A 22,027-nucleotide genomic window follows, 5' to 3' on the forward strand; every position below is an offset into this window, starting at 1 on the left:
GGCTCTCTAAATGAAATTTTCACAATGAACAGCATGATAATGTGCGGGATCGTGAACGTAATGGCAATCGGAGTGAGAATATGACAGCGGGCACCGGATGGCGCCCGCTGTGAGGCAGGGTTAGCGTTTACGCCACAGCGTCAGTTGAGCGACGGTATGCTGATATTTTCGCGCGGTTTCACGAATGACAAACGGCACGTCCTGCGCCGGTGCGATCTCTTCGAAATCTGCGGCCAGCAGTCGCTGCAGGGCCTGATATGTCGAGAGTGCCTCGCCATTTTCACGAATACCGCCCAGCCAGTTCTCCTTCGGCGTGAACTCTTCCAGCCAGGTATACGGCGAGGAGAGGACCAGCACGCCGCCTGTACGGATCATCCGCGTAATGTCCTGCAGGAAACGCTGTGGCTGGCGCAGACGGTCAATCAGGTTGGAAGCCAGCACCAGGTCGTAAGGCTGCGCCTGGGGTTTCAGGTTACAGGCATCACCCTGCAGGAACTGAATGCGGCTGGCCTGTTCAGTGCCAAGACCAATATCTTTCAGCCGTACCTGGCGGTACTCCACCAGCTCGCCCTCTTCCTGGGTGACATAGCGGAAGTCTTCGCCACTGGTCAGCTGTAGCGCCACATCGATAAAGCGTGCCGAGTAGTCCATGCCCACCACCTGGTCGAAATGACGTGCCAGTTCAAAACTCGCCCGACCGGTGGCACAGCCAATATCCAGCGCCCGCTCGCGACGGCTGGTGACGTCACAGGCGATGTCCACCAGCGCCTTCGCATAGTTGGCAACGCCGAAGTATTCCGGCCCGTACTGGAAGTCGAGATACTGCGACACCATACTGTCGGTTTCGTACGGGTTGCTGACCATGCTTTCCTGATGGGTTGATACCACGTAGCGGAAACCGGCATGCTGGAAAAAGTGACGGCGGAACGCATAGCGTGCTGATTTCAGGGCTTCGTTGCCGGTTGAAATCCAGCTTCCTCCTTTAATCTGCGCGTGTTTGCCGTCGAACGTCGGCGTCGAAAAGTCGTCGTATAAGGGATGAACGCGGAAGCCTTCAAAGCCGTTAATCGGTGTGGTGGTCCACTGCCAGACGTTGCCAATCAGATCGTAAAAGTCTCCCTGAGCAAACCGATCAACCGGGCAGGAGGAGGCCCAGCGGGAAAGGTTGATATTGCCCGGCGCGTCTTTCCAGTCGGGCTGATCGCCGTCCACCTGTTCCCGCAGCAGCATCCATTCGCTCTCTGCCGGCAGCTGGACTGACTGGCCGGTGACTTCTGCCTTCCAGCGGCAGAATGCGGCCGCTTCCAGCTGGTTGACTTCAGCAGGCCAGTCCCAGGGCATTGGCACTTCTTCAGCCAGCAGCCTTAACTTAAGCGCCTCAGGCTGTGCAGCACTGCCGACCCAGAAGGTGGGCTGGCTGGCCTGAGCGAATTCACGCCAGTTCCAGCCTTCATCATCCCACCAGTGCGGCGTCTGATAGCCTCCTGCCGCCACAAACGCATAGTACTCTGCATTGCTGACCAGCATTTTGCTGGCCTCAAAGGCGTTAACATGACTGATACGGCTGCCATACTCATTATCCCAGCCGTAAGTGTCATCGGTTTTACCCAGGACAACCTGTCCGCCAGCCACCGGGATCAGGCTGTTGTGCGGCACTGTCTGACGATCGCGTCGGGCATCCGGGCACACCGGCCAGTGAGGCTGAGATTTTACCCATGCCAGCGGCAGCTGGCGGATCAGTACGCTGGAGGTTTCCAGATGGATGCGCTCATGCTCAATCCCCATCAGCACTACCCAGGCCGGGCTGTCCCAGCCAATGGGCAGCGTCAGGGGCATTTCACGAATAAACTGTTCAATGCGAGTACGCACTTTGCCACGGTAGTCGCGGAGTTCAGCCACTGATGGCCAGGCGTAATGGCTGTTATCAAGGTCATCCCAGCTCATCTCGTCAACGCCAATCGCCATCATGGCTTCAATACTGTCGTCGATACGGCTGTCAATAAGACGGCCTGCCATCAGCTTATTGATATAGAAGGTGGCGGTATGACCGTAATAAAAGATCAACGGGTGGCGCAGCGATATCGCCTTGGTCGTCCAGGCCTGTTCATCTGCCAGGCAGTCGAACAGGCTTTCATAGAGCTCCCACGTCTGGTGGAAGTAGTTGAGCAGCTCCTGACGTTTTTGTTCTGGATCGTTGCCGCTTAACAGCGGCGTGCAGGTTGGCGCTGGTAATCCTGTCTGGTGTTGTTGCAAAGTCACGTGGTGCTCCCATCTTGCCATCTGGCTAAAGCGTATACATCACTATAGCAAAGAAGCTTTACGGGACGAGGCGAAAGACGGGGTTAACGTTTCCAGCGGCGAAGCAGGCGGCTTTTCAGCCCGGTATCGAAACGCCAGATATGGTCGAAGATACGCATGATGCCGGGTTTTCCATGATCGGACATGGCAATGGCATGGAAGCGCTGAAGCTGCTGACTCTGGTGATCGCGTACGCGTTTCACCAGCGTGTCGGGCAGGCGCTGGGCGATAAAGTCAGAGAGGATAACCGCATCTGCATCCTGCCACAGCGGGCCGGAAAGTTTTTGCAGTACCGCATCGAGGCAGGCGGCCAGATCGGTGCCGCCGCGAAAACGCTGGCTGAGAAAACGAATCGCCTGACTGATACCGTCCTCTCCCGTCAGCTCATAGCCAATGACCTCGTGAGCGAACAGCATGATGTAGCAGCGTCGGTTGTCTGCCAGCGCAACTTTCAGCAGCGCGAGGCAGAACGCCTTGGCGCAGCGCTCGTTAAAGCCGCCCATTGAGCCGGAGGTATCAACGCAGATAATAAACGGACCACGCGGCTGTTCATCGTGATGCTGGTGAGTCACCGGACGCAGCGTGACTTTGTCATGCCAGCTTTCGCCCTGCAGACGGTAGGTCAGCAGGCGCTTTTCCACCAGACGTCGGTAAAATTCCATCTCCAGCTCGCTGATGCCGAGCGTCGCCAGCTCCGGCGGCAGCAGGCGCAGAATATCGTCACTCTGATGCAGGCCGTTGACCTCTTCCGGTACGCTTTCCGGTTCACGTACCAGCTGGTGGAAGACCTCCGGCGGCGCTTCTTCTGACCGCACCGCCTTCGCTTCCCGGCTGCGACCCAGCTGTTCTGCCAGCTTAAGCAGCTCCGGCTGGCTGGCGAGAAAATCGCCATACTGCACGATCAACTGATAGTCACTGCGCTGGAGCGAACTGCGGGTCAGATCCCACAGCCGGCCTGCGGCGGCATCATCATCACCGGTCAGCACCGGCGCAAGCTGGCCGCTCATCGCCAGTCGCTGTTGCAGTTCAGCCAGCAGCCTGTCGCGTTCCCGATCGAGTAACTGTTGGTTAAGCGTCAGCGTTTGCAGCGTCAGGCTCAGCCGCCAGCGCTGTAAAAACAGTGTCTGCCGGGCGCTGGTGAGCGACGGGTCTTCATAACTGTCGATCAGGGTTTGCGCCTTTTCGGCAAATGGCGAGCGCTGCTGTTCGAGCCAGGCCAGAAGAGCGGGCATCTGCGCGCTGAAATCAGGCGGACTCAGCGTCTGACACTGCTGGAAGCGGCTGAACTCAGCGGCTAAATTCTCTGGCACCGCAGTGGATTTTATCTGTTGCAGGATTTCTGCTTTCCAGTGGGGAAGGTCGCGGGTGAGCGCGTTTTTGAGTTTAGGGAACTTTTCAAAAAAGGCTACCAGCTGGGGGGAGGCCAGCAGCCCGATCACCAGTTCTTCGATCAGCTCATTTTCGCTGACCGCCAGAAACATACTCAGCGTATCAAGGGAGATCACTGCCGCGCCTGCTTCAGCTGCTCTGCCACCTGTTGCAGGCTCTCTTCCACGCGTGCCAGCCAGTCATCGCTGATAAACAGGCAGCGGTGATGCTGGCTGAACAGCGTACGCTGGGCGCGAAGCTGGGTTTCTAATTCATCGAGTGCCAGCACAATCTCTTCCGGCAGCCCCTGCTGAGGTTTGCCCGGCAACATCAGGCGGGTGGCCTGCAGGCTGACATCGCGTAGCGTCAGACAGTCCTGGCCATCGACGTGCAGATCCAGCGTCTGGGCAAAGCCAATTCCGTTAAGTTTCCCGCGGACTTCCCCCCCTTTCTGCAGCCAGTGGTGCAGCGCCTCACGGGCGAGGGTGATATGCGTGACCTGAATCTCGTGCAGGGTCAGCGGTTTTTGCAGCATCAGCGTTAAGGCATCGGCGGCCAGCGTCGCGGGCAGGTCAAAATGCGGTTTGCGGCTGAACATCCCGCCATGTTTCTCCAGGCGGATCGCCTGCTCGACGCTTTTTTGCTGCTGCAGGGCCAGACGGCGGGTATTAATTTGCTGGAGTCTGAACAGCATAGGCTGTTGCTGCCAGGCCTGTTGGGTGATCAGATTATCCAGCTCACGATCCAGCAGTTTCATTGATCCGACATCATGCCACAGACAGTCTTTCAGCAGGATCAGGTCGATGGGCGCGATGGCGTTACGGCCGCTGTAGAACGCGCTGGCCTGCAGCAGATGAATGGCTTTTTTCCAGCGGCGATCCGAGATATAGGGGGCTTCTGGCTGGTTTTCCAGGCTCTGACGCAGCTGAAAAATTAGCTCAAAAACATCATCGGGCAGGCTGACTTTGCTGATACCCTGCTGCCATTCAAGATACTCTTCATCGCTGATGCAGAGTGAATCAGAGACCGGATTTTGATTCTCGTCCTGCTGGTGGGTCAGCAGGCTGCGGAAGTTCTGTTTCTCGTGAACATTGTCCAGCCACAGCCGGATCAGCATACGGTCATACAGGGCTTCCAGCCCACTGTCGGCTTCCGGCAGCTCATTGGAGGCAGTGACCAGCAGACGCATCGGGATTTTTTCTTCGCTGTCACCATTACGGAAGCGGCGCTCGTTAATCGCCGTCAGCAGCGTGTTCAGGATGGCCGGGCCGGCTTTCCAGATTTCGTCGAGAAACACGATCTCCGCATCCGGCAAATAACCTTTCGTCAGACGCTGGTAGCGGCCTTCGTCTTTCAGTGCCTGAATAGAGAGGGGGCCAAACACTTCTTCCGGGGTGGAAAAGCGCGTCATCAGGTATTCAAAAGCGCGTGAATGCTGGAAAGCAAACTTGAGTCGACGGGCGATCAGGCTTTTAGCAATGCCCGGTGGGCCGAGTAAAAAGACACTTTCACCGCACAGCGCGGCGAGCAGGCAAAGGCGAATCGCATGATGGCGTTCGTAAAGTCCTTTCTCTAAGGCATTGCTGAGGCGGGCGATGCGTTCCGCCAGTAATTGAGAGTGGGCCATAATCAAACATTCATCCTTTTTCTACGGTCAGGCCAGATTGCTGTCTGGCGAGCGCAAACACTACTGGCTATGATGCTTGAAAGAGTTGATTGCAGTCAGCTTTTTTATTATCAAAGGGTGACACTGACCATTGATGTTGTCATATAACCGGCAATTAAGGATAGGCATTCATGCTTAATCATGCATACTGTGCGCGTTTTGACGGGCCATTGAGCCGTGCGCAATCCCGCGTCAGTCTACCGCAACAAAAGACAAGTCTATGAGTTCAGAAAAGAAGCAGTCCCTGGGCGCCGTTACACTGGCAGCCATTGGTGTCGTGTATGGTGATATTGGTACCAGCCCGCTGTATACCCTGCGCGAGTGTCTTTCCGGGCAGTTTGGTTTTGGCGTTGAGCGTGATGCAGTATTTGGCTTCCTCTCGCTAATTTTCTGGCTGCTTTTGCTTACCGTATCGCTGAAATATATCAGTTACGTCATGCGCGCCGACAATGCCGGGGAAGGCGGGATCCTGACGCTGATGTCGCTGGCGGGACGTCATACCGGCGCGCGTTCTACGGCGGTGCTGGTGATTATGGGACTGATTGGCGGCAGCTTCTTTTACGGTGAGGTGGTGATCACCCCGGCGGTTTCGGTACTGTCGGCGATTGAAGGTCTGGAGATTGCCGCGCCGTCGCTCGATCGGTTCATCGTGCCGCTGGCGATTGGCGTACTGACGCTGCTGTTTGTGATCCAGAAACACGGCACAGGGCTGGTGGGGAAGCTGTTTGCGCCCGTCATGCTGCTGTGGTTTATTGTGCTGGCCGTACTGGGTGCCCGTGGCATCATCAGCAATCCTGAAGTGCTGCACGCGATGAACCCTTACTGGGCAGTGCATTTCTTCATTGAATATAAAATGGTTTCCTTCTTTGCGCTGGGCGCGGTGGTGCTGGCGATCACCGGGGTCGAGGCGCTGTATGCGGACATGGGGCACTTTGGCAAATACCCCATTCGCCTGGCCTGGTTTATTGTGGTGCTGCCGTCGCTGGTGCTGAACTATTTTGGTCAGGGTGCCCTGCTGCTGAAAAATCCTGAAGCCATAAAAAACCCCTTCTTCCTGCTGGCACCTGACTGGGCGCTGATCCCGATGCTAATTCTGGCTACGCTGGCGACAGTCATTGCGTCTCAGGCGGTCATTTCCGGCGTCTTTTCCCTGACACGTCAGGCCGTGCGCCTGGGCTATCTGCCGCCCATGCGTATTGTTTACACCTCAGAAGAGGAGTCAGGCCAGATCTACATCCCGGTAATTAACTGGCTGCTGTTTGTCTCGGTGGTGATTGTCATTGTCGGCTTTGAACACTCCAGCAATCTGGCCGCCGCTTACGGCATTGCCGTGACCGGAACCATGGTGCTGACCGCGATCCTGTGCAGCGTGGTGGCGATTAAAAACTGGCACTGGAATCGCTATCTGGTCATCACACTGCTGATCGGCATGCTGTGTATCGACGTGTCCCTGTTCTCTGCCAACCTGGTGAAGGTGTTTGCCGGAGGCTGGCTGCCACTGTCGCTGGCGCTGGTGATGTTTGTGGTGATGACCACCTGGAAAAGCGAGCGTTTCCGTCTGCTGCGCCGGATGCATGAGCACGGTAACTCCCTGGAGGCGATGATCGCTTCCCTGGAGAAATCCCCGCCGGTGCGCGTGCCGGGTACCGCCGTGTACATGTCCCGCGCGCTGAATGTGATCCCGTTTGCCATGCTGCATAATCTGAAGCACAACAAAGTGCTGCATGAACGGGTGGTGCTGCTGACGCTGCGCACTGAAGATGCGCCTTATGTGCACAATGTGAAGCGCGTGACCATCGAGCAGCTTTCGCCGACCTTCTGGCGCGTGGTGGCAAGCTATGGCTGGCGTGAAACGCCTAACGTCGAGGAGATATTCCACCGCTGCGGGCTGGAAGGCTTAAGCTGCCGGATGATGGAAACCTCGTTCTTTATGTCGCATGAATCACTGATTATCGGTAAACGTCCGTGGTATCTACGCCTGCGCGGCAAGCTGTTCCTTGCGCTGCAGCGTAACGCCCTGCGCGCACCTGACCAGTTCAAAATCCCGCCTAACCGCGTCATTGAGCTGGGCACCCAGGTCGAGATTTAATCCGCAACGGGGGGCGGCAGCCCCCCGACATTCACTTCGTTTGTCGCGGCGGACGTTATCTCCGTACGATGCCGCCCGGCATCCTGCTGAAAAAGCCGGACCGAAACAGAAGGTCCGACCCTACAGTTTGACGGTCACCGCAAACCCGCCTTCGGCCCGATTATTCATGGTCACCTTCATGCCGTGCAGGTGCGCAATATGATGAACGATCGACAGACCTAAACCACTACCAGACTGCTGCTGACCGGGAGGACGGTAAAAGCGTTCGCCAATGCGTGCCAGCGCTTCAGGCGTCACGCCGGGGCCGCTGTCCAGCACCTGTAAACGGCCCGGTTCGAGTTTCAGCCAGACTTCACTGCCCGGCGGGCTGTAGCGAATGGCGTTATCGAGCAGATTGCGTACCAGCAGCGTCAGTAGCAGCGGGTTACCCTGCTGAACGATGGGCGTATCGGGGGCATCCAGGGCCAGCTCCACGCCAGCCGCCTGCGCGGCAGCATACTGATCGACCACTGCCTGCCGGACGATCTGCTGCCACTGCACGCTCTGTTTTTCCAGATCCTCGCCGACATCCAGGCGCGACAGTGTCAGCAGCTGATCCACCAGCCGGGTGGCACGGTCGATCCCTGCATCGAGGCTGGACAGGGCATGGTGACGCACGACCGCATCATCATGGGCTAGCTGTGCGACTTCAGTCTGCACTTTCAACGCGGCCAGCGGGCTGCGCAGCTCATGGGCCGCATCCGAGGTAAAGCGGCGTTCGCGCAGCAGCAGATCGCCGATACGGCCAAACAGTTGATTGAGCTCCGTTAGCAGGGGACGCACTTCCTGAGGGACGCGGCGGGCGGTGAGGGGGGAGATATCATCCGGGGCGCGCTGCCGAAGCTGGTAGGCAATGTGTTTCAGCGGGGAGAGTTCGTGCGTGACCAGCCACAGCATCAGCAGCAGCATCACGGGCAGAGCCGCCAGCCACGGCCTCAGATTGGTTTTGACCAGGTCGCGGGTCATATCATCGCGATACTCCCACTCCTGGCCGACCACCACCACATACCGGTTATCCAGCGTGTGTAACCAGACCATACGCCAGCGGTCATCGTCATCTTTCAGTCGCCCGTCAGAGAATCCATCACGCTGATAATTAAAGATAAAATCCTTACCCTTATCGCCATCATTGAGCACCATTTTTCCCTCGCGGGTAAAGACGGCAAAGGCCAGCACATCATCATCCTGGTCGCCGTGGTGGTGACGCAGCATTTTTTTGCTTTTGGGCAGTGGCAGCTGCGGGCTGAACTGTTCAGGCGTCAGGCGCAGAAGGCGTTTCGCGAACAGCATCTGCTGGGTATCAAACAGTTCGTTGATATTGTTACGCGTCTGCCACCAGGAACCCACGGCCGCCGCCCCCCAGCACAGCAGACTGAGCAGTAAAAATCCCAGCATCAGGCGCACACGCAGGCTGCGCTGGATCATGGCGCTGCTCCCAGGGTGTATCCCACGCCGTGAATGGTACGGATAAACTCGCTGCCCAGTTTTTTACGCAGGTGATGAATGTGAACTTCTACGGCATTACTGGACACTTCATCATCCCAGCCATAGAGTTTCTCTTCCAGCTGGGAGCGGGTCAGGACACGCCCGGCATTCAGCAGAAACAATTCCAGTAGCGCGATTTCACGCGCTTTCAATACCAGCGGTTCGCCGTTCAGCGTCACGGTATGTGAGCCAGGTTCCATGATCACGCCCCCGTGTTTCAGCGTCGGCTGTAGCTGGCCGTGACGACGGCGGATCAGCGCCTGTAAGCGAGCGGCCACTTCGCTGAGGGCAAAGGGTTTGCACAGGTAGTCATCCGCTCCCATCTGTAACCCGTTAATACGTTGTTCCAGGGCATCGCGCGCCGTCAGGATCAGCACCGGCTCATCCTGACCCTGCTGTCGCCACTGCCGCAAAATATCCAGCCCGTCGATCTCCGGCAGGCTGAGATCCAGTACCACCGCATCGTAGGGGGCGGCACTCAGCGCCCGCAGCCCTTCTTTACCCTGGGTAAACCAGTCAATGCTAAAGCCCAGTTTGCTTAACCCGGCTTTAATACCGTCGCCAATCAGGCGGTCATCTTCAATTAATAAAATTCGCATTGGCTTATCCCTCGTAGTTCACCGAGTTATACGGAATCATGATGCGGCTTGTACAGAAAGGATCGGCGATATTCCTGACTTTTCGTCAGTTTTAAACAATAAAGTGGTGATGCCGGAAGTCTTAAGATCCTGTTAAGAACCTTTTGCTGTAATACTTACCGACAGACATTCACGGGCAGAACGAACGGCCCACTGCCATAAGGAAAATTGAACATGATGAAGAAGACAGCTGCGTTACTGGCGATTACAGCCCTGATGTCAATGCCCGTACTGGCCACACAGACCGGCGGTTTCGTTGACCCCAATGCGCCGACAGCCCAGGTACAGAAAGGTGGCTTCAGCGGCCCGAACGGCACGGTAGCAACGGTAAAACAGGCTCAGGATATGAGTGACGATGCCTGGGTGACAATGCGCGGTCACATTGAAAAACGCGTGGGTGATGAAAACTATCAGTTCCGCGATGCGACCGGCACCATGACCGTTGAGATCGACGATAAGCGCTGGGATGGTCAGAGCATTGGACCGAAAGATAACGTTGAGCTGCAGGGCAAGCTGGATAAAGACTTCAACTCGCTGGAACTCGACGTTAAGCAGGTGCGTAAAATCGGCGGTTAATCATCCGCCAGCATCGATACCAGGTGATGAACGGCGGGGGAGCGATCCCAGCGCCGCCAGGCCAGGGCGATATCACTGCCCAGCGCAGCATCTTCAATCTGATGAAAGCTGACGCCGGGCAGGCTGATACAGCGCAGGGAATCGGGCACGATGGTAATGCCAAACCCGGCAGCGACCATGCTGATGCCCGATGAAATCTGCGGAGACTGCTGGACGCCATCCGGCTGGAACCCGGCGCGCAGGCAGGCGCTGATAATCACTTCGTACAGGCTGGGGGCGACCTCTCGCGGAAAGAGGATCAGCGGTTCCTCCCGCAGCTGCGACAGCGGCAGGCAGGGCATAGTGCCCAGCGGATGCCCGGCTGGCAGCACCACCGCCATCTTCTCTGTCGCTATCACCTTCAGATTGAATGCCTTACTGCTTTCACAGGGCAGACGGACAAAGGCCGCATCCAGTAAACCCTCCTCCAGATTGTGCATCAGCGTTGCCATACTCTCTTCCTGCGGCAACAAAGTGATGGCCGGAAAACGATGCTGAAAACGGCGCAGCAGCCGGAATATCTGCGGATGAAAAGCATTGGAACTGGCGAAACCAATCGACAGCTGTCCGCTGATACCACGCGCTATCCCTTTGGCTTTCTCAAGCGCATGGCCGGTTAATGCCAGTATCTGACACGCATCCTGATAAAAGGCCTCTCCCGCATCTGTCAGCTCCACCCCGCGCGTCAGCCTTTTCAGCAACGGCGTACCAATCTCCTCTTCCAGTTTTTTAATTTGCTGACTCAGCGGCGGCTGTGAGATGCCGAGTCTTTCCGCCGCCTTTGTGAAGTGCTTCGTCTCAGCGACCGCAACGAAATAACGTAGATACCGCAGTTCCATATCGAAAACGTCTCAAAGTGGGGGGTGTTCTATATTGGAATCCCGGACTGAATCGAGTCAACATTGATTCAATACTTCTTAACAGTTTAGCGGGGAAGAGGGTAATGACACATTCTGTAACTGATTGTTCATGTACGGAACAGCTGACCAGTACGGTCAAAGAGATGCAGAGAGAAAGGCCAGAAAGCGTAATCTATCAGACCTCTTTAATGAGCGCGTTACTCAGCGGTGTTTACGACGGCACCACTACCGTGGCCGACCTGTTGAAGAAAGGCGATTTCGGCCTGGGAACATTTAATCAACTGGACGGCGAGATGATCGCTTTTAACCGTGAAGTGTACCAGCTGCGCTCGGATGGCAGCGCGCGTGCGGCCAGTCCCGATCAGAAATCGCCGTTTGCGGTAATGACGTTCTTTCATCCTCAGTACCGGCACCATTTCACCGGTCCGGCCGACCGGGCTGAGGTGCATCGGGTGATCGACCAGCAGGTGCGTTCCGACAACCAGTTCTGTGCTCTGCGCATTGATGGTCTCTTCAGTCGTGCGGAAACCCGTACCGTTCCCTGCCAGCACCGCCCGTACAAATCGATGCCGGAAGTCCTGGGCCAGCAACCAACCTTTCACTTCGAGCAGCGCAACGGCGTGCTGATTGGTTTTCGCACCCCGCAGTACATGCAGGGCATCAATGTGGCCGGTTATCACGAACACTTTATTACTGACGATCGCCAGGGGGGCGGGCATCTGCTGGATTATCAGCTCGATCACGGCACGCTCACCTTTGGTGAGATCAGTAAGCTGGTGATTGACCTGCCCGAAGACAGCGATTTCCTGCGGGCCGATCTCAGCCCGGACAATCTGGATTCCGCCATTCGTTCCGTAGAAAGCTGAAATAAGGAAGAGCAGACAGATGAAAAATGTAACCGACGTTCAGCAGTGGGCACACGGTGCCGACCTGGTGGTGGCACAATTAGAAGCTCAGGGGGTAAAACATGTCTTTGGCATCCCCGGCGCCAAAATTGATAAGGTGTTTGATTCGCTGCTGGATACCTCTATTCAGACGATACCGGTGCGGCACGAGGCCAATGCCGCCTTTATGGCGGCGGCAGTCGGTCGACTCACCGGCAAAGCCGGGGTGGCGCTGGTGACTTCCGGGCCGGGCTGCTCCAACCTGATCACCGGGATGGCAACCGCGACCACCGAGGGGGATCCGCTGGTGGCACTGGGTGGGGCGGTTAAACGCGCCGACAGTGCGAAACAGGTTCACCAGAGCATGGACACCGTGGCGATGTTCCGTCCGGTCAGCAAATACGCCGTTGAGGTGGGATCGTCCGATGCCATCGCCGAAGTGTTGTCCAATGCGTTCCGCAGCGCTGAACAGGGACGCCCCGGCGGGGCTTTTGTCAGCCTGCCCCAGGATATTGTCAATGAGCCCGCGCGGGGTCACCTGCTGAATGCCAACGGCCAGCTGCTGCTGGGGGCGGCGCCTGATGTGGCCATCGAAGCGGTGGCAAAGCAAATCGCACAGGCGAAAAATCCGGTGCTCTTGCTGGGTTTGATGGCCAGCCAGCCCGCTAACAGTGATGCGCTGCACCGGCTGCTGGAGCGCAGCCATATTCCGGTCACCAGTACCTACCAGGCTGCCGGTGCGGTGCGCCAGGAACACTTTTCCCGCTTCGCCGGACGCGTCGGATTGTTTAATAACCAGGCCGGTGACCGGCTGCTGCGTGAGGCCGACCTGATTATCACCATTGGCTACAGCCCGGTGGAATATGAGCCTGCCATGTGGAACAGCGGCAAGGCTACTCTGGTTCATATCGACGTGCTGCCGGCGGATACTGACAACTGCTACCAGCCGGATGCCGAGCTGGTCGGCGATATTGCTGCCACGCTCGACAAACTGACGGCACGCATCGGTGGACCTTTAACCCTCAGCCCACAGGCGGCAGCCATCCTGCAGGATCGTCAGCAGCAGCGCGAACTGCTGGCGCTGCGTGGCCATCAGCTTAATCAGTTTGCCCTGCATCCGTTACGTATCGTCCGTGCCATGCAGGACATCATTAACAGTGACGTTACGCTGACGGTTGACATGGGCAGCTTCCATATCTGGATCGCACGTTATCTCTACAGCTTTCGTGCGCGTCAGATCATGATCTCTAACGGTCAGCAAACCATGGGGGTGGCGTTACCCTGGGCAATCGGTGCCTGGCTGGTAGACCCGTCCCGCAAAGTGGTGTCGGTCTCCGGTGACGGCGGTTTCCTGCAGTCGAGCATGGAGCTGGAAACGGCGGTACGGCTGGGCGCTAACCTGCTGCATATCATCTGGGTAGATGAGTGCTACAACATGGTGGCGATGCAGGAAGAGAAAAAATACCAGCGCGTTTCCGGGGTGAAGTTCGGGCCCATCGATTTTAAAGCCTATGCGGAGTCCTTTGGTGCGGCGGGATTCGCTGTTGAAAGTGCAGAAATGCTGGAGCCCACGCTGCGGAAAGCCATGGATGTGCAGGGCCCGGCGGTGGTAGCGATCCCGGTGGATTATGCCGATAACCCGCTGCTGATGGGACAGCTGCACCTCAGCCAGATTTTGTAAATTGTGTTAATCCTAAACGAGAAGGAGTTCATATGAAAAACAACGTAGCCCTGGTGACCGGTGCGGGTCAGGGGATAGGACGTGCAATTGCCCTGCGTCTGGCAAAGGAGGGTTTTGCCGTTGCCGTCGCCGATTTTAACCCGGACACGGCACGCCGGGTGGCTGATGAGATTGCCAGCGCAGGCGGTAAGTCACTGGCGGTTGCCGTGGATGTTTCAAAGCGCGATGAGGTCTTTGCCGCCGTTGAGGAGGCACGTAAAACCCTGGGAGGCTTTAACGTTATCGTCAACAATGCCGGCGTGGCGCCTACTACGCTTATCGAAGAGATTACGGAAGAGGTGATCGATAAGGTTTATGCCGTGAACGTTAAAGGGGTGATCTGGGGCATCCAGGCGGCAGTGAATGCGTTCAAAGCAGAAGGTCACGGCGGCAAAATCATCAATGCCTCCTCTCAGGCGGGCCACGTCGGTAACCCGGAGCTGGCGATCTACAGCTCCAGTAAATTCGCTGTGCGCGGCCTGACGCAAACCGCGGCACGGGATCTTGCATCGCTGGGGATAACCGTCAATGGCTACTGCCCTGGCATAGTAAAAACCCCGATGTGGGACGAGATCGACCGCCAGTTCTCTGCAGCGGCAGGCAAACCCGCCGGCTATGGTACGGCGGAGTTTGCCAAAAACATCACGCTGGGCCGTCTGTCTGAACCGGAAGATGTTGCCGCCTGTGTGGCCTTCCTTGCCGGGCCGGACTCGGACTATATGACCGGCCAGTCACTGCTTATTGATGGCGGCATGGTCTTTAATTAGTCCTGTTTTGGCCCTTTACCGGTAACAGTAGAGGGCCATTTTCAGCCTTAAAACAAATCCCTCCTCTGCGTCAGCGAAACGTTTCGATGGCGATCACAATTTCAACATTCGATGATTGTTTTCCCCTGTGCATTTCTTACACTCCCTGTCAGCGAAACGTTTCGCTCTGGAGTGAATAATGAAAAAAGGCACCTTACTAAATTCTGCTATCTCGTCCGTGATTTCACGTCTTGGTCATACCGACAGTATCGTGATTGGCGATGCCGGTCTGCCGATCCCACAAGGTCCGCAGCGGATTGATCTGGCCGTAATGCAGGGTATACCGACGTTTTTACAGGTCGTCCATGCGGTCACCCATGAGATGCAGGTTGAGAGTGCCATCATTGCGGAAGAGATTAAGCAGCACAATCCGCAGCTTCATAGTGAGCTGATCGCCCTGCTCGACTTACTGCAACAACACCAGGGTAATACCATCAGTATCTGTTATGTCAGTCACGAACAGTTCAAACAACAAACACAGCGCAGTCAGGCAGTCATTCGCAGCGGGGAGTGTTCCCCGTATGCGAATGTCATCCTGATCGCTGGCGTGACCTTCTGAGGCGGTTATGCAACCTTTACTGCAATTAAAAGGTATCGACAAATCCTTCCCGGGCGTTAAAGCGCTGTCGGGCGCGGCGCTCTCGGTCTATCCGGGGCGTGTGATGGCGCTGGTTGGTGAGAACGGCGCGGGAAAATCCACCATGATGAAAGTGCTGACCGGGATCTATGCCCGTGATGCAGGCACTTTTGTATGGCTGGGCAAGGAAACCACCTTTAACGGGCCTAAAGCGTCGCAGGCGGCCGGGATTGGCATTATCCATCAGGAACTTAACCTGATCCCGCAGCTGAGTATTGCTGAAAATATTTTCCTTGGCCGCGAGTTTGTTAATCGTTTTGGCGGCATTCAGTGGAAGAAAATGTATGCAGAAGCAGACGCCCTGTTGAAACGTCTTAATCTGCGCTTCAACAGTCATAAGCTGGTGGGTGACCTGTCGATTGGTGACCAGCAGATGGTGGAGATCGCTAAGGTACTGAGCTTCGAGTCGAAGGTGATCGTCATGGACGAACCGACGGATGCGCTGACTGATACCGAAACCGCCTCGCTGTTCCGGGTGATCAATGAACTGAAAGCCCAGGGCTGCGGCATTGTCTATATCTCCCACCGTATGAAAGAGATTTTTGAGGTCTGCGACGATGTCACTATTTTCCGCGACGGACAATTTATCGCGGAACGTGAAGTGGCCACCCTGACTGAAGAGTCGCTGATTGAAATGATGGTCGGCCGCAAGCTGGAAGAGCAGTATCCGCGTCTGGATAAAGCACCGGGCGAGGTTCGTCTTAACGTTGAACACCTCTGTGGTTCCGGCGTGGAGGACGTCAGCTTTACGCTGCGCAAAGGTGAAATATTGGGCGTGGCCGGGCTGATGGGTGCGGGGCGTACCGAATTGATGAAAGTGCTTTACGGAGCATTATCCCGTCGCAGCGGTACGGTGACGCTGGACGGCAAAAATGTGGTGGCCCGTTCTCCGGAAGAGGGGCTGGCTAACGGCATCGTCTATATCTCGGAAGATCGTAAACGTGATGGTCTGGTACTGGGGATGACGGTTAAAGAGAACATGTCGTTGACCGCGCTTAACTACTTCAGCCATGGCGGCGGCCGTTTAAAACATGCGGAAGAGCAGCTGGCGGTCGGGGACTTTATCAAGCTGTTTAACGTTAAAACCCCGTCAATGAACCAGCCCATTGGCCTGCTTTCCGGCGGTAATCAGCAAAAAGTCGCGATAGCCCGCGGCCTGATGACGCGTCCTAAGGTGCTGATCCTTGATGAGCCGACGCGCGGCGTCGACGTGGGGGCGAAAAAAGAAATCTATCAGCTGATAAACCAGTTTAAACAGGAAGGGCTGAGCATCATTCTCGTCTCGTCCGAAATGCCGGAAGTGCTGGGCATGAGTGACCGCGTGCTGGTGATGCACGAAGGTCGTCTGAGCGGTGACTTCCCGATTGAACAAGCCTCGCAGGAAATTTTGATGGCGGCGGCAGTGGGTAAACATTACAGCGCGGAGCTGGCAACACTATGAGTACGCAAACAATTCCTTCACGCCGCCTGATCAGTAAGGCATGGTTGCTTGAGCAGAAATCGCTGATTGCGCTGGTGGTACTGATTGCCATCGTTTCCAGCATGAGTCCGAATTTCTTCACTGTGGCGAACCTGTTCAATATTCTGCAACAGACCTCGGTTAACGCCATTATGGCTGTGGGCATGACGCTGGTGATCCTCACCTCCGGCATTGACCTCTCTGTCGGGTCGCTGCTGGCGCTGACTGGCGCGGTTGCAGCTTCTATTGTCGGGCTGGAAGTGAATGCGCTGGTTGCCGTTGCTGCTTCGCTGGCGCTGGGTGCCTTTATTGGCGCGATTACCGGTTCAATTGTGGCGAAAGGCAAAGTGCAGGCGTTTATCGCCACGCTGGTGATGATGTTACTGCTGCGTGGGGTAACGATGGTCTACACCAACGGCAGCCCGGTGAATACCGGTTTCAGTGAGAACGCCGATCTGTTTGGCTGGTTTGGTATAGGTCGCCCGTTAGGGATCCCGACGCCAGTGTGGTTAATGGGCCTGGTGTTCCTTGCGGCCTGGTACATGCTGCATCACACCCGTCTTGGTCGTTATATTTATGCCCTGGGGGGTAACGAAGCAGCGACTCGCCTGTCCGGTATCAGCGTTAATCGCGTCAAGATCACCGTTTATGCGCTGTCTGGCATGTTAGCGGCACTGGCGGGCACCATTGAAGTCGCGCGTCTTTCTTCGGCGCAGCCGACCGCCGGGACCGGGTATGAGCTGGATGCCATTGCAGCTGTGGTGCTGGGGGGAACCAGCCTCGCTGGCGGTAAAGGCCGGATTATGGGCACGCTGATAGGTGCATTGATCTTAGGCTTCCTGAACAACGGTCTGAATTTACTCGGTGTTTCTTCTTACTACCAAATGATCGTCAAAGCTGTGGTGATTTTGCTGGCGGTGCTGGTAGATAACAAAAGCAGTAAATAAAACTCTTTACCCTTACAGGATATGAACATGAAAAAACTGACTGCACTGGCTGTACTGTTAGGCGCCACCCTGAGTGCTAACGCGCTGGCAAAGGACACGATTGCTCTGGTGGTATCGACCCTGAATAACCCGTTCTTTGTCTCGCTGAAAGACGGTGCGCAGAAGGAAGCCGACAAACTGGGTTACAACCTGGTCGTGCTTGATTCTCAGAACAACCCGGCGAAAGAGCTGGCTAACGTGCAGGATCTCACCGTCCGCGGCACTAAGCTGATGCTGATCAACCCCACCGACTCTGACGCGGTAGGGAATGCCGTGAAAATGGCAAACCAGGCCAACATCCCGGTGATCACCCTGGACCGCGTTGCTTCACAGGGCACCGTGGTGAGCCACGTCGCTTCTGATAACCGCTTTGGCGGCAAAATGGCGGGTAATTTCATCGCCAAGAAAGTCGGCGATAACGCCAAAATCATTGAACTGCAGGGTATTGCCGGTACCTCTGCTGCACGTGAACGTGGCGAAGGCTTCAAACAGGCTGCTGATGCACACAAATTCAATATCCTTGCCAGCCAGCCGGCTGACTTTGACCGTACCAAGGGCCTGAACGTGATGCAGAACCTGCTGACGGCTCACCCGGACGTGCAGGCGGTATTTGCTCAGAATGACGAAATGGCGCTGGGTGCCCTGCGTGCGTTGCAAACTGCAGGTAAATCTGATGTGGTAGTCGTGGGCTTCGACGGCACTCCTGACGGGATTAAAGCCGTTGAAGGCGGAAAACTGGCCGCGACCGTTGCTCAGTTACCGGAGCAGATTGGCGTTATCGGCGTTCAGACGGCTGATAAAGTGCTGAAAGGCGAGAAAGTGAAAGCTATCAATCCGGTTGACCTGAAGCTGGTCACCCAATAAATCAAAGAAAAGCATGGCACGCGCCACCTTCGGGTGGCGCACTTATCTGGACACTCCCCTTATGATGAAAACGGACAAACTGGCTGTCCTCGGCAGCATTAATGCCGATCACATTCTGAATCTGACGCATTTTCCGCGTCCGGGTGAAACGGTGATCGGGAAGCAGTATCAGGTCGCATTTGGTGGGAAAGGCGCTAACCAGGCGGTGGCCGCAGGTCGCAGTGGTGCAGACATTGCTTTTATTGCCTGTGTCGGTGATGACGATACCGGCGAGCGTATTCGCCAGCAGCTGATGAATGACCGGATTGATATCAGTCCGATCGAAGCGGTACCCGGTGAATCAACCGGTGTGGCGCTGATCTTCGTCAACGGAGACGGTGAAAATACCATTGGTATTCACGCCGGTGCCAATGCCGCCCTGACGCCTGTCCGCGTTGAGCAGCATCAGCAGGTGATTGCCGATGCTTCCGCCTTGCTGATGCAGCTGGAGTCACCGCTGGAAAGCGTACTGTCAGCCGCGCGTATTGCGCATCAGCATCAGACCCAGGTGATATTAAATCCCGCCCCGGCGACAGCGCTCTCTGATGAACTGCTCTCGCTGGTGGATATTATCACCCCGAATGAAACGGAAGCGCAGATCCTTACCGGTGTGGCGGTCAACAGTGATGAAGACGCGGCCCGTGCCGCTGCGGTGCTGCATGATAAAGGTATCCGTACGGTGCTGATCACGCTCGGCAGTCGGGGCGTATGGTTAAGTGAGCAGGGTAAAGGTCAGCGTATTCCCGGCTTCCGTGTGGAAGCGGTGGATACCATTGCGGCGGGCGATACCTTCAACGGTGCGCTGATCACCGCGCTACTGGAACAGCGCCCGATGGCGGAAGCGGTACGTTTCGCCCATGCGGCGGCCGCGATTGCCGTAACGCGTCACGGTGCACAACCTTCCGTCCCCTGGCGTGAAGAGATAGATCGCTTCTTGCAGCAGCAGGAGTAGATGTGGCAACCATGAAAGATGTCGCCCGCCTGGCGGGCGTCTCAACCTCCACCGTGTCGCACGTCATAAACAACAACCGCTTCGTCAGTGAAGCGGTACGTGAAAAAGTGACCTCAGCGGTGAGCCAGCTGAACTATGCGCCTTCGGCACTGGCGCGTAGCCTTAAGCTTAATCAGACTCACACCATCGGCATGCTACTGACCGCCAGCAGCAACCCGTTCTATTCTGAGGTGGTGAGGGGGGTGGAGCGTAGCTGTTATGAACGCGGCTACAGCCTGGTATTGTGTAATACCGAGGGTGATGAAGATCGGATGAACCGCAGCCTGGAGACACTGTTGCAAAAACGCGTCGATGGCCTGCTGATTATGTGTACTGAAAGCCATCCTCCTTCCGCAGAGTTGCTGCACCGCTATCCGACTATTCCCTCGGTGATGATGGACTGGGCACCGTTCGAAGGCAGTAGCGACATTATCCAGGATAACTCCCTGCTGGGCGGCGAAATGGCCACGCAGCATCTGATCGCTCGTGGCTATACACGCATTGCCTGTATTGCAGGCCCTCAGGACAAAACGCCCGCGCGTCTGCGCCTTGAAGGCTATCAGCAGGCCATGGCTCGCGCCGGTTTAACGGTTCCTGCAGAGTATATTGTCAGCAGTGACTTTGAGTTTCAGGGCGGATTTAACGCCATGAATATGCTGCTGGCGCTTAACCCACGGCCACAGGCCGTATTTACCAGTAATGATGCGATGGCCGTCGGGGTTTATCACGCGCTCTATCAGGCCGGGATGACTATTCCGCAGGATATCGCCGTCGTGGGATACGATGATATCGAGCTGGCGCGCTACATGACACCGCCCCTCAGCACCGTTCATCAGCCTAAAGATGAATTAGGCGAACTGGCGATCGATGCGTTGTTGCACCGTCTGGCCGATCCGGCTGCCGGCCCCCAACTACTGATTCTGACGCCGGAGCTGATGGAACGCGCCTCAGTCGGCGATCTGCGCGGAGCGTAAACGCTTAAGGCGCGCCGTCGACGCGCTTCTTCTTCTCCCGGTCGCTGATCAGATTGCGGCCATCTCCCGGTTTCAGCAGCAGGAATACCAGCGCGGAAAGTACCGTGATCCCCCCCATCGTCAGGAAGGTGGCGTGAAAGTGCTGGAGCGTGGTGCCATCAAAGTTTTGATAGAAGCGCAGTACGGCTGCGCTGACCGCCACGCCAAAGCCGATGGCCAACTGCTGCGTCACCGCCAGCATACTGTTACCGCTGCTGGCGTTAGCATCCGTCAGATCAGCCAGGGTGATAGTGTTCATCGCGGTAAACTGTGTGGACATCGCCATTCCCAGAATAAAGAGCGGGATCAGCAGCGCCAGCATATTCCAGCCCGGCACCTGCAGGGCGAAGGTGGCGATCAGCACGCCAATAATCATACTGATCCCGACCAGCGTTTTACGGTAGCCAAACCAGCGCAGTACCTGTGTGACCGTTGATTTCGCCAGAATGGAACCAAGGGCGGTAGGGGCGACCATGCACCCGGCCAGCAGGGCCGTATAACCAAAGCCGATCTGAAGCATCAGCGGCATCAGGAAAGGAATACAGCCCGTACCCAGCCGTGAGGCGATATTGCCGACAATGCCTACCGAGAAGGTTCGGGTCTTAAACATCGGTAACGGCAGCAGGGGAGAAGGGTGGCGACGGGCATGCACTATATAGAGAAGCAACAGCACAATGCCGGCCAGTAAAACGCCCAGGGCAATCAGGCTGGAAACAACCTGCTCACCGAACAACTCAATACCGCTTGAGATACCGACCAGACCTAAACCAAACAGCAGGAAGCCCAGCATATCGAAACGCCGCTTCGGCGTGGTGAAGTCCGGCATATATTTACGGGCATAAATGATGCCGAGAATACCAATAGGGATGTTGATCAGGAAAATCCAGTGCCACGTGGCCCAGGTGACCAGCACACCGCCCAGCAAAGGCCCGAGTACCGGGCCAATCAGCCCCGGCATGGTGACAAAGTTGAGCACCGGCAGGAGTTCACTGCGTGGATAGGCCCGCAGCAGCGCAAGGCGCGCCACCGGCATCATCATCGCGCCGCCCACACCCTGAATGACGCGGGACGTAACCAGCATCGTCAGCGAGCCGGACAGTGCGCAGGCCAGCGATCCCAGGGAGAACAGAAACACGGCGGCAATAAAGACCTTACGAGTTCCGAAGCGGTCTGCCAGCCAGCCGCTGACCGGAATAAGCATTGCCACGGTCAGGGTATAGCTGATAACGGCGGACTGCATCGCCAGCGGAGAACGTTCCAGACTGTGAGCGATGGCGGGCAGGGCGGTGTTCAGGATGGTGGCATCCAGCGCCTGCATAAAGAAGGCCATAGCGGCAATCCACGGGAGTCCGGCCATACTGCGCGCGGATTTGATCATTGTTATCCCTTTATTTTGGAAAAAAGTTCAGGGCAGGCCCCTGTAGTAGAGAAAGCATAGCATTCCCTTTCAGCGTTCAGCGTGGTCCTTTCTCAGTTTTATGGGCAGAAATGCTGATTTATTGCGCCGAATACGTATGCTTTTAACGCTTCTGGTGAAAAATAACGCGCTCAGTCATTTTTTTGCAATAAA

18 protein-coding genes are annotated in these 22,027 nt (G+C 56.4%); 11 read left to right on the forward strand and 7 right to left on the reverse strand.

Going from position 1 to position 22,027, the window contains the following annotated elements:
- Positions 1 to 120: 120 nt before the first annotated feature.
- From ovoA to ravA, 3 genes are all read right to left on the reverse strand, one after another.
- A complete protein-coding gene (ovoA, locus tag EPE01S_RS08040; RefSeq protein WP_062744113.1) occupies positions 121 to 2,280 on the reverse strand; it encodes a 5-histidylcysteine sulfoxide synthase in 2,160 nt (719 codons plus the stop codon).
- A gap of 62 nt (positions 2,281 to 2,342) precedes the next feature.
- Positions 2,343 to 3,803, reverse strand: a complete 1,461-nt coding sequence (viaA, locus tag EPE01S_RS08045) for an ATPase RavA stimulator ViaA (protein ID WP_062744114.1) — start codon at positions 3,801 to 3,803, stop codon at positions 2,343 to 2,345.
- Positions 3,800 to 5,293 (reverse strand): ATPase RavA, encoded by a 1,494-nt coding sequence (gene ravA / locus EPE01S_RS08050; RefSeq protein ID WP_062744141.1) that lies wholly within the window; start codon positions 5,291 to 5,293, stop codon positions 3,800 to 3,802. Before ravA ends, viaA begins: the two co-directional genes overlap by 4 nt.
- A gap of 259 nt (positions 5,294 to 5,552) precedes the next feature.
- Here ravA and kup point away from each other — a divergent pair, with 259 nt between their 5' ends.
- Positions 5,553 to 7,421, forward strand: a complete 1,869-nt coding sequence (gene kup / locus EPE01S_RS08055) for a low affinity potassium transporter Kup (protein WP_062744115.1) — start codon at positions 5,553 to 5,555, stop codon at positions 7,419 to 7,421.
- A gap of 120 nt (positions 7,422 to 7,541) precedes the next feature.
- Here the strand turns inward: kup and qseC are convergent, their stop codons facing one another.
- Positions 7,542 to 8,885, reverse strand: a complete 1,344-nt coding sequence (qseC, locus tag EPE01S_RS08060) for a quorum sensing histidine kinase QseC (protein WP_062744116.1) — start codon at positions 8,883 to 8,885, stop codon at positions 7,542 to 7,544.
- Complete coding sequence (gene qseB / locus EPE01S_RS08065; RefSeq protein WP_062744117.1) at positions 8,882 to 9,544, reverse strand: quorum sensing response regulator transcription factor QseB; 663 nt, start codon at positions 9,542 to 9,544, stop codon at positions 8,882 to 8,884. Before qseB ends, qseC begins: the two co-directional genes overlap by 4 nt.
- 213 nt (positions 9,545 to 9,757) lie before the next feature.
- Here qseB and EPE01S_RS08070 point away from each other — a divergent pair, with 213 nt between their 5' ends.
- Complete coding sequence (locus EPE01S_RS08070; RefSeq protein WP_084344174.1) at positions 9,758 to 10,159, forward strand: YgiW/YdeI family stress tolerance OB fold protein; 402 nt, start codon at positions 9,758 to 9,760, stop codon at positions 10,157 to 10,159.
- Here EPE01S_RS08070 and EPE01S_RS08075 read toward each other — a convergent pair.
- Positions 10,156 to 11,037, reverse strand: coding sequence for a LysR family transcriptional regulator (locus tag EPE01S_RS08075; RefSeq protein WP_062744118.1), 882 nt, complete (start codon positions 11,035 to 11,037; stop codon positions 10,156 to 10,158). The two genes, EPE01S_RS08070 and EPE01S_RS08075, sit on opposite strands and share 4 nt — an antisense overlap.
- Positions 11,038 to 11,141: 104 nt before the next feature.
- Here EPE01S_RS08075 and budA point away from each other — a divergent pair, with 104 nt between their 5' ends.
- The 9 genes from budA (at position 11,142) to rbsR (ending at position 20,418) form a co-directional block, all read left to right on the forward strand.
- Complete coding sequence (budA, locus tag EPE01S_RS08080; RefSeq protein ID WP_062744119.1) at positions 11,142 to 11,924, forward strand: acetolactate decarboxylase; 783 nt, start codon at positions 11,142 to 11,144, stop codon at positions 11,922 to 11,924.
- Between the two features lie 19 nt (positions 11,925 to 11,943).
- Positions 11,944 to 13,623, forward strand: coding sequence for an acetolactate synthase AlsS (alsS, locus tag EPE01S_RS08085; RefSeq protein ID WP_062744120.1), 1,680 nt, complete (start codon positions 11,944 to 11,946; stop codon positions 13,621 to 13,623).
- A gap of 32 nt (positions 13,624 to 13,655) precedes the next feature.
- Positions 13,656 to 14,429: a (S)-acetoin forming diacetyl reductase gene (locus EPE01S_RS08090; protein WP_062744121.1), complete on the forward strand. Its 774-nt coding sequence runs from the start codon at positions 13,656 to 13,658 to the stop codon at positions 14,427 to 14,429.
- 178 nt (positions 14,430 to 14,607) lie between these two features.
- The gene (rbsD, locus tag EPE01S_RS08095) at positions 14,608 to 15,027 is read left to right on the forward strand and encodes a D-ribose pyranase (RefSeq protein ID WP_062744122.1); all 420 of its coding nucleotides are present in this window, start codon (positions 14,608 to 14,610) and stop codon (positions 15,025 to 15,027) included.
- A 7-nt stretch (positions 15,028 to 15,034) separates the two neighbouring features.
- Complete coding sequence (rbsA, locus tag EPE01S_RS08100; RefSeq protein ID WP_062744123.1) at positions 15,035 to 16,546, forward strand: ribose ABC transporter ATP-binding protein RbsA; 1,512 nt, start codon at positions 15,035 to 15,037, stop codon at positions 16,544 to 16,546.
- Positions 16,543 to 17,511 carry a ribose ABC transporter permease gene (gene rbsC / locus EPE01S_RS08105; RefSeq protein ID WP_062744124.1) on the forward strand — a complete coding sequence of 323 codons (969 nt, stop codon included), beginning with the start codon at positions 16,543 to 16,545 and terminating at the stop codon, positions 17,509 to 17,511. The genes rbsA and rbsC overlap by 4 nt, the downstream gene beginning before the upstream one ends.
- 21 nt (positions 17,512 to 17,532) lie before the next feature.
- Positions 17,533 to 18,414 (forward strand): ribose ABC transporter substrate-binding protein RbsB, encoded by an 882-nt coding sequence (rbsB, locus tag EPE01S_RS08110; RefSeq protein WP_062744125.1) that lies wholly within the window; start codon positions 17,533 to 17,535, stop codon positions 18,412 to 18,414.
- Positions 18,415 to 18,475: 61 nt separating this feature from the next.
- A complete protein-coding gene (gene rbsK, locus EPE01S_RS08115; RefSeq protein ID WP_062744143.1) occupies positions 18,476 to 19,405 on the forward strand; it encodes a ribokinase in 930 nt (309 codons plus the stop codon).
- 2 nt (positions 19,406 to 19,407) lie between these two features.
- Positions 19,408 to 20,418 carry a ribose operon transcriptional repressor RbsR gene (gene rbsR / locus EPE01S_RS08120; protein WP_369414859.1) on the forward strand — a complete coding sequence of 337 codons (1,011 nt, stop codon included), beginning with the start codon at positions 19,408 to 19,410 and terminating at the stop codon, positions 20,416 to 20,418.
- Positions 20,419 to 20,422: 4 nt separating this feature from the next.
- On the opposite strand, the gene mdtD is transcribed toward rbsR, so the two are convergent.
- Entirely contained in the window at positions 20,423 to 21,835 is a 1,413-nt protein-coding gene (gene mdtD, locus EPE01S_RS08125) for a multidrug transporter subunit MdtD (protein WP_062744126.1), read from the reverse strand.
- Positions 21,836 to 22,027 lie beyond the last annotated feature (192 nt).

The sequence above is a fragment of the Erwinia persicina NBRC 102418 genome, assembly GCF_001571305.1.
Classification (GTDB): Bacteria; Pseudomonadota; Gammaproteobacteria; order Enterobacterales; family Enterobacteriaceae; genus Erwinia; species Erwinia persicina.